Origin of the sequence: Tsukamurella sp. USMM236, assembly GCF_037148755.1 — a bacterium.
In the GTDB taxonomy this organism is placed as follows: Bacteria; Actinomycetota; Actinomycetes; order Mycobacteriales; family Mycobacteriaceae; genus Tsukamurella.
In genome coordinates this window covers 120,090-131,231 of record NZ_JBBCSS010000009.1, presented here as the reverse complement: position 1 = coordinate 131,231, position 11,142 = coordinate 120,090, and the positions used below count along the sequence as shown (strand labels likewise).

Sequence of the window (11,142 nt, the reverse complement as noted above, 5' to 3'; positions counted from 1 at the left end):
CGACGGTGCGCGGCGCGCCCGGCATGCGGGCGCGCCGGCGATCACACGTCGAGGAACCGCACGTCCTTGGCGTTGCGCGCGATGAACGAGCGGCGGGCCACCACGTCCTCGCCCATGAGGATCGAGAACAGCTCGTCGGCGGCGGCGGCATCGTCGAGCGTGACCTGTTTGAGCACGCGCACGGCCGGGTCCATCGTGGTCTCCCACAGTTCCTTGGCGTTCATCTCGCCGAGGCCCTTGTAGCGCTGGATGCCGTCATCCTTGTTGATCTTCTTGCCGTTCTGCAGGCCGTCGGCCAGCAGGACGTCGCGCTCGTTGTCGCTGTAGGCGAACTGCGGCTCGGCGCCCTTCTGCCACTTGAGCTTGTAGAGCGGCGGCTGCGCGAGGTAGACGTGTCCGTGCTCCACCAGGGGCCGCATGAACCGGAACAGCAGCGTCAGCAGCAGCGTCGCGATGTGCTGGCCGTCGACGTCGGCGTCGGCCATCAGGACGATCTTCTTGTAGCGCAGCTTGGCGATGTCGAACTCGTCGTGGATGCCGGTGCCGAAGGCCGTGATGATCGACTGGACCTCGGTGTTCTTGAGCACCCGGTCGATCCGCGCCTTCTCGACGTTGATGATCTTGCCGCGGATGGGCAGGATCGCCTGGTACATCGAGTCGCGGCCGCTCTTGGCGGAGCCGCCGGCGGAGTCGCCCTCCACGATGTAGACCTCGCACTTGTCGGGGTCGTTGCTGCGGCAGTCGGCCAGCTTGCCGGGGAGGCCGCCGATGTCGGTGGCGCTCTTGCGGCGCACCAGCTCCCGCGCCTTGCGGGCCGCGAGTCGGGCCTGCGCCGAGGCGGCGGCCTTCTGCACGATCGTCTTCGCGTCGGCGGGGTTCGAGTCGAACCAGAACTGCAGCTGCTCGCGGCAGACCTTCTGCACGAAGCCCTTGACCTCGGAGTTGCCCAGCTTGGTCTTGGTCTGGCCCTCGAACTGGGGCTCGGCGACCTTCACCGAGATGACGGCCGCGAGGCCCTCGCGGATGTCGTCGCCCGAGAGCTCGCCGTCCTTCTCCTTGACCAGCTTCTTGTCCTTGGCGTAGGCCTTGACGACGCCGGTCAGCGCGGTGCGGAAGCCCTCCTCGTGGGTGCCGCCCTCGTGCGTGTTGATGGTGTTGGCGAAGGTGTGCACCGACTCGGAGTAGCCGGAGTTCCACTGCATCGCGATCTCGATCTCGTGGCCCTTCTCCTTGCCCTCGAAGGAGATGATCGAGCTGTGGATCGGGGACTTCGACGTGCGCGCGTTGATGTGCTTGACGTAGTCGACGAGGCCGTCCGGGTAGTGGAAGATGCGCTCGCGCTTCTTCGGCGCGACCTCGGCGAGCGCCGCGGCGACGACCTCCTCGTGCGCCGACGGGGCCTCTTCGGAGATGTCCTCGTCGGGCACCTCGACGGCGACGGGACGCTCGTCGGTGAGGGTGATCGTGAGGCCCTTGTTGAGGAAGGCCATCTCCTGCAGGCGGCGCGAGACCGTCTCGAAGTCGTAGTGCGTCGTCTCCGTGAAGACCTTCGGGTCGGCCCAGAACCGCACCGTCGTACCCGTCCGCGTGGTGGGCTCGCCCTTGATCAGGTCCTCGGCGACGGAGTCGCGCTTCTTCTCGTCCCAGTGGAAGTTGTTCTGCCAGTGGTAGCCGTCGACGTCGATCTCGACCTCGACCCGGCTGGACAGCGCGTTGACCACGGAGATGCCGACGCCGTGCAGGCCGCCGGAGACGGCGTACGCATCGGAGTCGAACTTGCCGCCCGCGTGCAGCGAGGTGAGTACCAGCTGCACGGTCGGGACGCCCTTGGCGTGCATCGCGACGGGGATGCCGCGGCCGTCGTCGACCACCTCGACGCCACCGTCGGCGCGGAGCGTCACGTCGACTCGGGTCGCGTGGCCTGCCATGGCCTCGTCGACGGAGTTGTCGACGACCTCCCAGATCATGTGGTGCAGGCCGCGGGGTCCGGTGGTGCCGATGTACATGCCGGGGCGCTTGCGCACCGCCTCCAGGCCCTCGAGCTGCTTGATGGATTCCGCGCCGTACGAGCCCTTGGGCTTGTCCGCGTTGTTGTCAGCCGCCACGATGTGTTGGCGCTCCTTCGTCGAAACCACCGGGCGAACGGCCGTGAACTTCCACGGGCCGCAGCCGCCACGATGGCGATCGGACAGCACCCCGAGGAGACGAGGCACTCTTGCCCTTCTAGTCTACTCCTCTTCACGACGATGAATGCGTTTGCCACGCCCTCATCGCGTCGCAGACGCGATCAACCTCGTTTCGGTCCGCTCACTCCGAAATGCGATCCGACGCGCACACGGCGACGCTGGGGCGTGAACCGGCAATCGATCGTAGAGTCGGAGGCATGGATCACGCCGAGATCGATGACTACCTCGACCGCTACGCCGAGACGCTCACGCGATTCGACGCGACGGCCGCCGCGAGCCTGTGGGCCGAGCCCGGAATGATCGTCGACGACCGCTTCTCCGGAGTCCTCGATGACCGGGCGGCGATGGCCCGCGGCCTGGAGCATTCCTACCCCCTGTACCGCGCACTGGGACTCGCCTCCGTGGGCCACGAACTGCTGTCCGCGACCCCGCTCACCGGCGCGATCACGCTGGTCCACGTCCGCTGGCTCTTCCTCGACGCCGACGGAGCGCTGCTCACCGACAGCACCGCCTACTACGTCCTGCGCCGGGACGAGGACGGCCCGCACGCGTGCGTCTGCATCCAAGTCGACGACGCCTCGAAGCTGCAGGCCCTCGCCGCCGACCGCGGCATCGACCTCGCGCAGTTCCTCCCGGAACCGCCCTCCGCCTAGCCGTAGGTGTCGCGCGGTCCGCGGCCCGACACGTGCAGTGGCCCCTTGCGCCAGCTGGGTGCGCTGGGCCCGGTGATGTTCAGCGAGGTGACCACGCCCTGCCCGACGGCCGCGTTGATCTTCGCCAGCAGTTGGGACTGCATGAGCCGCAACTGCGTGGCCCAGGCGGTGGACTCGGCGCTCACGTAAAGCACCTTCTCCCGCAAACTGACGGCCCGGGCGTGCGCGGCGACGTCGGCGCCGACCACGGTCTCCCAGCAGCCGAGCACGGTCCCCTCGTTGACCTTCTTGTCCCAGCCCCGGGCCTTGGCGATGCCGCCGACGAGGGCGCCGAAGGGCTGCGGATCCCGGTTGTCGGGCGAGGGCCCGCTCCATCGCTTGGAGCCGCGGCGCAGCCGCCGCACCCCGCCGGTCATCGGCTCGGAGCGGCCCTGGCCCACGGACTTGCCCGCCGCCTTCGCCGCCGCGCGAGCCTCCTCGAGGGCGCGCCGCGCAATATCGGAGCCGTGCAGCGGCCCGTCACTGTTCTGCTCAGCCATGACACCTCCCTCGCCGGAGCCTGTGGTCACCAGGCTACTCACTCGCACCGACACGTTTCCCGGTGACGATCAGGCCCCGTCGAAGACGTCGGTCCCGGCGAGTCGGTCGAGCACGCGCCGGCCGCGCTCCTCGTCCCACTCCTCCCGGTCCGACGGTGTCGCCGCCCCGTCGGCGAGAAGGGCGTACCCGAGTCCGGGGCGGCCGGGCCCGGCGCCCGTGTGGCCGCCCACGACGTACCCGCGCATCAGCGCGAGCCCGACGGTCGCGAGCTCCCGGTACCCGATGACGCTCGTGTACCCGAAGAGCTCGAACAGCCGGCGGTAGTTCTCCTCGAGCCGGGCCAGCACGGCCTCCTCCGCTCCATCGACCGCCGCCACCACGCGGTCACGGTGCGGCCCGGCCGGCAGCGACGGAACGACCAGTGCCAGAGTCAGGTACAGCCGCCAGCGCCGGTCCTCCTCGCGATCGGCGAGCAGGTCGTCATCGGCCGAAGCGGTCACGCCGCGCAGGAGCGCGGCGCGACGGTTTTCCACCGTCCGCAGGGCCCGCGGGTCGTCCCCGACGGCACCGCGAACGACGGTCGTGGCCCGCGCCCCGCGGGTCGAGACGATCGGCAGGGCCTGCTCGGCGAGAGCGGCGAGGACGTCGGCGAGGAAGTCCTCCCGTTGCGGCCAGCACCGATATGCGGCGGTGCGCGAGACGTCGGCGTCGCGGACCGCGTCCTCCAGCCGCACGTGTTCGAGGCCGCTCCCGAGCCCGTCGATCAGCACGCGGTCCACCGCGCTCTCCAGGACCCGGCGCCGCGTCTCGTTCAGGGCGAGCCGCTGTCGCCTCGGGGTTGTCCCCGATTTTGGTACTCGGGGTTCCAAACTGTCGCTCACGGACCTATGGTACTCGGTGTACCAACTTGGTACACGGAGTACCAAAGGAGAGGGACATGACGCAGCAGACACTCGACCGCGGGGCCGCGACACCGTCGACCGGAACCCGCCGCACCGTCGTCGCCTACGGGCTCGGCGCGCTCGCCACCGCCGCGGGCCTCGGCTACGCGCTCGCCGACCACCTCGCACTCGGTGGGCTGGACCGACACCTCCACGCGCTGTACGACCCCGTCGGCAAGTACGGCGAGGCCGCGCCGCTCTACGGCTACCTGTACGTCGTCGGCGCGCTCGGCCTGCTGTGTTGGTGGGCCAACCTGCGCCTGGTCCGCCGCGGCAGCGGGACCGCGCGCCGCTGGGGATGGGTCACCCTCGCCGCGGCGGTGCTCCCGGTCCTCGTGCCCCTGGTGCTGCGGGAGTACGGACGGCCGGTGATCCCGCTGTCGCTCGCGGTCAGTTACCCGACGGCGTGGCTGTGCGGACTGGCGGGACTCCTCGCGGGAGGTTCGCGGAAGGCAGCATGATCGGTGCCGTCACGGCCTCGCCGGCCCGGGCGACGAGCTCCTGCACGCTGACCCGCTCACCCTCCGCGGTCCGACGGTGCCGCGACGGCGGCCGGGTGCGCAGGAAGGCAGCGACCACGATGCACGCCACCACGCCCACCCCGGCGGCGACGAGGTTCGCCGACTGCATGGCGGAGACGAAGGCCTGCTGCACGGTGTGCCCGAGCACGGGTTGCAGCTCGGGCGCCGCCGCGCCGACCGCGCGGATGCCGCCGATCACCGAGGACTCGGCCTCGGCCCTGGCGTCCGGCGTCAGGGGCAGCCGCGCGACGTCCTCCGCCACCTTCGCGGAGTACAAGTGCGCGACCACCGATCCCAGGATGGCGACGCCCAGCGCGCCGCCCACCTCGCGGGTGGTGTCGTTGACCGCGGAGCCGGCGCCGGCCTCGCCCGACGGCACGGACGTCATCACCGAGGTGGTCGCGGGCCCCTGCAGCAGGCCCAGGCCGACGGCGATCACCGACATCGCGGGCAGGATCTGCGTGAGGTAGTCGGCGGATTCGGTGAGTCGTGAGGTCAGCACGAAGCCGACGGCCATGATCGCGAGCCCCAGCGAGATCGTGAACCGCATCCGCCGCTCGGTGTTCGCCAGCGCCGCGAGCGGCGTGACCGCGACGGCCGCGAGCGCGAACGGGATCACCCGCACCGCGGTCTCCAGCGGCCCGTAGCCCAGCACCGCCTGGAAGTACATGATCGTGATGAAGACGAAGCCGAGGAGGCAGAAGAAGCCGGCGCAGATCGCGAAGGAGCCCATCGCGAAGCCGCGCGAGCGGAACAGCGTCACGTCGAGCACCGGATTGCGGTGCCGTCGCTCGTAGAACACGAACGACACCAGGAACACCGCGGCGCCGATCAGCGCCCCGACGACGGGCGCGCTGCCCCAGCCGAAGTTCGGCGCCTCGATCAGGGCCCACACGAGCAGCGTGATCCCCGAGATCGACAGCAGCACACCGAGGAGGTCGAAGGACGGCCGCTCCGAGCCGAAGGACTCGGGGACGAGCGCGAGGCAACCCACGATCGCGACGATCGAGATGGGCACGTTGATCCAGAACACCGACGACCAGGCGAAGTGCTCGACGAGGTAGCCGCCCACCACGGGGCCGATCGCGATCGACGCGCCGGCCGCCGCGGACCACACGGCGATGGCCTTGGTCCGTTCCTCCTTCTCCGGGAACAGGTCCGAGATGATCGCCAGGGTGGCGGGGAAGATCAGCGCCGCGGCGGCGCCGAGCGCGGCCCGGGCCGTGATGAGCTCCGCCAGGGACGTGGACCGGGTCGCCAGAACCGAGATCGCGACGAAGCACAGCAGGCCGGCGATGAGCACCTTCCGCCGGCCGAGGCGGTCGCCGAGGTAGCCCGTCGCGAGCAGCAGCCCCGCGAAGACCAGCGTGTACGAGTCGACGATCCACTGCAGCGCGCTCATGCCGCCGCCGAACTCCTCGCTCAGGGTGGGGAGGGCGATGGTGACGATGCTGTTGTCCATGCCGGTCATCAGCACGGCGATGCACAGGGTGCCGAGCGAGATCCAGCGCGTCGCGCCGGACCGTCCGCCGGCGGAGACGGTCATGTCAGCGATCGGCGGCCGCGGCGCGGGCACCGTCGACCTCGGCCAGGAAGGCGTCGAAGGCGGCCAGGAACTCGTCCCGCCCGCCCAGGTCCGCGGCGGCGGCCGTGCCGGTGCGACGGGCACCGTCGACGATGCACTCGTCGCGCACCAGGCGCAGAACGCCCTCGGCGATGGTCCTGGCGGTCATCCGGCGGCGCGGCAGGATCGCACCGGCCTCGACGGCCTCGATGCGGCGGCCCCAGAAGTGCTGGTCGAAGGCCTGGCTGCAGACCAGCGACGGCCGGCCCGACGCCGCCGCGATGGCCGTCGTGCCGGCCCCGCCGTGGTGCACGAGCGCGGCGCAGCGCGGGAAGACGGTGTCGTGGTCCACGTCGGGCACGATCAGCAGGTCGGGGGTGTTCACCACCTCGTCGCGGGTCCGCGCCGACCAGCCCGGCACGGCCAGCACGCGCAGGCCGTCCTCCGCCAGGATCTCCGCGAGGCCGCCGACGACGCCGTCGAAGTCGACGACGGGCATGCTGCCGAATCCCACGTAGACGACGGGGCGGTCGTCCTGCGCGAGCCAGGCCTCGATCATCGCGTCGCGCTCGGTGCGATCCGCCGGCCGGCCCTCGATGCGGATGAACCCGATGCGGGGGTGCCGCGCGTCCTCGCGCGACCGCGGGGGCACCAGCGCCCGGCCGAAGGCCTCGACGCGCAGGATGTCGCGGCCCGCGAGCACCGAGCGCGGATCGATGATGCGCCGCGGGTACTCGACCCGCTTCGCCAGCTCGACGGTCTTGCTGAAGATGCTCAGGGCCCAGCCCAGATTGAAGACCCGGTAGGTCAGCGGCAGGAGCAGCGGGATCCGCGCGGTCACGTCCTGCAGGCGCGGGCCCAGCAGCGGATTGGGGACCGTGCTGTGCACGTCGCCGGGGAAGTACTCCACCATGACGAGCGGCACACCCTCGCGGTGCGTGACCAGCGCGGCGCGCTCTTCGATGATCCTGGTGCTGATGACGCAGTCCACGTCCCGGCAGAGTTCGGCAAGGCGCTCGTCGAACTCGTCCGCGTGCGAGTCCGCGAGCTTGCCGACCTCCCGCAGCTGCGTCGTCGTGCTCGCGCCGAAGAACTTCTCCTGGCCCTGCGGCGACTGCAGGAACTCCTTGAGGTTCAGCGTCGTCAGGATGTGCGGCTCGAAGCCGTGCGAGACCACGTACGCCTGGGATTCGACCGTGCAGCCGACCCGGACGTCGTCGCCGCGGTCGGCGAGGACGCGGGCCACCGCCAGAAGCGGGCTGATGTCGCCGCGCGAGCCCATGCATGCGATCGCGATGCGCACCGCTCTCCCCTTCCGACGACGTCGCTGACACGCCGTTATCAATAATCATTCCCATTTGGGCCGAACAGTGGCACTGTACGCGGCAGGGGTCTACACCGCAGAAGACGGCCCCGGAGCGCCGGATTCCGCCTCGGCCAGCCGGGAGACGCGGGCGTCGGCCGGCCCGTCGACGGTGACCTGGAAGGTGGCGGCCCGCAGCGCGGGCGGCAGGTCCTCCGGGACCGCGGCGGTGACGATCACCTGTTCCGTGTCGGCGGCCACCTCGGCCAGAGCGGTGCGCCGCTTCGCGTCGAGCTCGGCGAAGACGTCGTCGAGCAGGAGCACCGGCTCGGAACCGCCGGCGCGCAGCAGCTCCAGCGAGGCGAGCCGCAGCGCCAGCGCGTACGACCAGGACTCGCCGTGGGAGGCGAAGCCCTTCGCCGGCTCGTTCCCGAGCCGTAGGTCGAGGTCGTCGCGGTGCGGTCCGACGAGGCACACGCCGCGCTCGATCTCGCGCTGCCGGGCCGCGGCGAGGCCGTCGAGCATCAGCCGCTCCAGCTCGGCCACGGACGCGGCGGACGGGTCACCGTCGAAGTCCTCGAACAGCGAGCTCGTGTACGCGACGGTGGCGGCCCGCGAGTGCGGCGCCAGCGAGGCGTACGCCACGGTGAGGTGCGGCGCCAGCGACGCCACCACCTCCAGCCGGGCCGCGAGCACCTCGGCACCGAACCGGGCCAGCTGCGCGTCCCAGACGTCGAGCGTCGACAGCATGGAGTCGGCGTCGGGGCCGCCGCGCCGGGCCGCCGCGTACGCCGTCTTGAGGAGGGCGTTGCGCTGCTTGAGAACCCGCTCGTAGTCGGCCTTCTCCGCGGCGATGCGGGGCGTGCGGAGGATCGCGAGATCGTCGAGGAAGCGGCGGCGGCCGCCGGGCTCGCCGCGCACCAGGGCCAGGTCCTCCGGCGCGAAGAGCACGGATTGCAGGATCCCCAGCAGCTCGCGGGGCCGGCGGCAGGGCGCGGTGTTGATCCGCGCCTTGTTGGCCCGGCCGGCGACGATGTCGATCTCCGCGGTGAGCTCACGACCCGCGTTGTGCACCGTCGCCGCGACGGACGCGCTGTCCGCGCCGACGCGGATGAGCGGCTGGTCCGTGGCGACGCGGTGCGAGCCCAGCGTCGCGAGGTAGTTCAGGGCCTCGACGAGGTTGGTCTTACCGAAGCCGTTGCGGCCCACGAAGACGCTGACGCCCGGCTCCAGGTCGACGGTGACGTCGTCCCAGGACCGGAAGTCGTGCAGGGTGAGCCGGCGGACGTACAAAGGAGCAGTCGGCCCCGGTCAGTCCGCGCGCCGCACGGCGTGCCCGCCGAACTGGTTGCGCAGTGCGGACACCGCCTTCATGGTGTCCGAATCGTCCTGCCGCGACTGGAATCGCGCGAACAGGGCGGCGGCGATGACGGGCGCGGGCACCGAGTGGCGGATGGCCTCCTCGACGGTCCACCGGCCCTCGCCGGAATCCTCGGTGTAGCCGGTGATCTCCTGCAGGCCCGGGTCCTCCTCGAGGGCCTTGACCAACAGGTCGAGCAGCCAGGACCGCACGACGGTGCCCTTGCTCCAGGCCCGGAGCGTGCCGGCAACGTTCTCGATGAGCGGCTCCGCCTCGAGCAGGTCGTAGCCCTCGCCGTAGGCCTGCATCAGGCCGTACTCGATGCCGTTGTGGATCATCTTGGCGTAGTGACCCGCGCCGACGGGGCCGCTGTGCGCGAAGCCGTCCTCGCGCACGCCCTCCGGCCGCAGCGCGTCGAAGATCGGCAGGGCGCGCTCGACGTCGGCCTGCGAGCCGCCGACCATCAGGCCGTAGCCGTTCTCCAGCCCCCAGACACCGCCGGAGACGCCGCAGTCGAGGTAGCCGATCCCCTTGGTGGAGAGCAGTTCCGCGTTGACCTGGTCGTCGGTGTAGCGGGAGTTGCCGCCGTCGATCACCAGGTCGCCGGGCTCGAGGATGTCTGCCAGCTTGCGCACCGTCTCGCGGGTGATGTCGCCGGCGGGCACCATCACCCAGAGGGTGCGGGGCGCGGCGAGGGACTCCGCGAGCGCCTCCAGCGAGGGCACGTCGGTGACCTCCGGGCGAGGGTCGTAGCCGATCACCTCGTGGCCGGCGTTGCGGATGCGCTGGCGCATGTTCGCGCCCATCTTGCCCAGACCGATCAGACCCAACTGCATGTTCGCGGCACCCTTCCGTGCGGAGACGACGGTTCGATCAGCCGGGCAGGCGCACCGGCATGAGCAGGTACGTGTACGGGCTCTGGGGCGCGGGGAACGCGCCGGAGTCGTCCGGCTGGTAGCCATTCTCCTCCGCGGGGCGCAGCACCGCAGGCCGACTGGGCGTGGTGAAGCCGAAGGTCACCGACTCGGTGTGGATCGCGGCCAGGCCGTCCAGCAGGTATCCCGGGTTGAAGGCGATGGTGAGCGCCTCGCCCTGGAAGTCGGCGGGCAGTTCCTCCTCGGCCTTGCCGGCGTCGTCGCCGCCGGCCGAGAGGCGCAGCGAGCCGTCGGCGAACTCCATCCGGACCTGCGCGCCGCGGTCGGCGACGAGGGCCACGCGCTTGATGGCCTCGAGCAGCGGCGCGATCTCCATCGTGGCGAGGGCGGTGTGCGACGCGGGCAGCAGCTGCCGGAACTTCGGGAAGTCCGCGTCCAGCAGCCGGGTGGTGGTGCGACGGTCCGCGCCGACCACGCCGAGCAGGCCGTCGGCGCCCACGGCCGAGCCGGCGCCCAGCGCGATGCCGACCTCCGGGTCGACGGCGAAGGTCTTCGCGGCCTCGGAGAGGGTCTTCGCCGGCACCAGGACCGCGGCCTTGACGTCGGACGAGGCGGGCTGCCAGTCGAACTCGCGGACCGCGAGCCGGAACCGGTCGGTGGCCGCGAGCACGACGCGCTCGCCCTCGATCTCGACCCGGATGCCGGTGAGCATCGGCAGCGTGTCGTCCTTGCCGGCGGCGATCGCGACCTGCGCGATCGCCTCGGCGAAGGTGCCGCGCTCGATGGCGCCTGTCTGCTGCGGCAGCTCGGGCAGCTGCGGGTAGTCCTCGACGGGCATCGTCGGCAGCGAGAACTTCGCGCTACCGCAGGTGATCGCGACGCGGGTGGTGTCGAGCTGCACGTCGACGGGCTTGTTCGGCAGCGCCTTCGTGATGTCCGCGAGCAGGCGGCCGGAGACGAGGGCCTGGCCCTCGTCGGCGACCTCGGCGCCGACGCGCACCTGCGCGGAGACCTCGTAGTCGAATCCCGACACGGTCAGGCCGTCGTCACCCGCGGTGAGCAGGACGCCGCCGAGCACCGGCACCGGTGGGCGCGAGGGCAGGCTGCGCGCCACCCACGCGACGGATTCGGCGAACTCCTCGTGCGGGACGCGAAACTTCATGCCGACGGGGCCTTTCGGTGGGGGTCGTTCGGGGACG

The 11,142-nt window shown here is 71.2% G+C and carries 10 protein-coding genes; 2 read left to right on the top strand and 8 right to left on the bottom strand.

What is annotated here, in order from left to right; genetic code table 11:
- Positions 1-41: 41 nt before the first annotated feature.
- The gene (gene gyrB, locus WFK95_RS22750; protein WP_374201259.1) at positions 42-2,108 is read right to left on the bottom strand and encodes a DNA topoisomerase (ATP-hydrolyzing) subunit B; all 2,067 of its coding nucleotides are present in this window, start codon (positions 2,106-2,108) and stop codon (positions 42-44) included.
- Positions 2,109-2,383: 275 nt separating this feature from the next.
- Here gyrB and WFK95_RS22745 point away from each other — a divergent pair, with 275 nt between their 5' ends.
- On the top strand, positions 2,384-2,839 hold the full coding sequence (locus tag WFK95_RS22745; RefSeq protein WP_224644777.1) for a hypothetical protein: 456 nt from the start codon (positions 2,384-2,386) through the stop codon (positions 2,837-2,839).
- Here WFK95_RS22745 and WFK95_RS22740 read toward each other — a convergent pair.
- Together WFK95_RS22740 and WFK95_RS22735 are read right to left on the bottom strand one after the other, a co-directional pair.
- On the bottom strand, positions 2,836-3,378 hold the full coding sequence (locus WFK95_RS22740; protein WP_224644776.1) for a DUF721 family protein: 543 nt from the start codon (positions 3,376-3,378) through the stop codon (positions 2,836-2,838). The genes WFK95_RS22745 and WFK95_RS22740 overlap by 4 nt on opposite strands.
- Before the next feature lie 69 nt (positions 3,379-3,447).
- Positions 3,448-4,260 (bottom strand): hypothetical protein, encoded by an 813-nt coding sequence (locus WFK95_RS22735; protein WP_224644775.1) that lies wholly within the window; start codon positions 4,258-4,260, stop codon positions 3,448-3,450.
- A gap of 56 nt (positions 4,261-4,316) precedes the next feature.
- Between WFK95_RS22735 and WFK95_RS22730 the strand changes: the two genes are divergently transcribed.
- Positions 4,317-4,781 (top strand): hypothetical protein, encoded by a 465-nt coding sequence (locus WFK95_RS22730; RefSeq protein WP_336672073.1) that lies wholly within the window; start codon positions 4,317-4,319, stop codon positions 4,779-4,781.
- Here WFK95_RS22730 and WFK95_RS22725 read toward each other — a convergent pair.
- The 5 genes from WFK95_RS22725 to dnaN all read right to left on the bottom strand — a co-directional run bounded on the left by WFK95_RS22725 (position 4,711) and on the right by dnaN (position 11,105).
- Positions 4,711-6,387 carry an MFS transporter gene (locus tag WFK95_RS22725; protein ID WP_336672072.1) on the bottom strand — a complete coding sequence of 559 codons (1,677 nt, stop codon included), beginning with the start codon at positions 6,385-6,387 and terminating at the stop codon, positions 4,711-4,713. The genes WFK95_RS22730 and WFK95_RS22725 overlap by 71 nt on opposite strands.
- 1 nt (position 6,388) lies before the next feature.
- A complete protein-coding gene (locus tag WFK95_RS22720) occupies positions 6,389-7,708 on the bottom strand; it encodes a glycosyltransferase (RefSeq protein WP_224644773.1) in 1,320 nt (439 codons plus the stop codon).
- Between the two features lie 90 nt (positions 7,709-7,798).
- Positions 7,799-9,001, bottom strand: coding sequence for a DNA replication/repair protein RecF (gene recF, locus WFK95_RS22715; protein WP_224644772.1), 1,203 nt, complete (start codon positions 8,999-9,001; stop codon positions 7,799-7,801).
- An 18-nt stretch (positions 9,002-9,019) separates the two neighbouring features.
- Positions 9,020-9,904, bottom strand: a complete 885-nt coding sequence (gnd, locus tag WFK95_RS22710) for a phosphogluconate dehydrogenase (NAD(+)-dependent, decarboxylating) (protein WP_224644771.1) — start codon at positions 9,902-9,904, stop codon at positions 9,020-9,022.
- Positions 9,905-9,941: 37 nt separating this feature from the next.
- Positions 9,942-11,105: a DNA polymerase III subunit beta gene (dnaN, locus tag WFK95_RS22705; protein WP_224644770.1), complete on the bottom strand. Its 1,164-nt coding sequence runs from the start codon at positions 11,103-11,105 to the stop codon at positions 9,942-9,944.
- Positions 11,106-11,142: the final 37 nt, after the last annotated feature.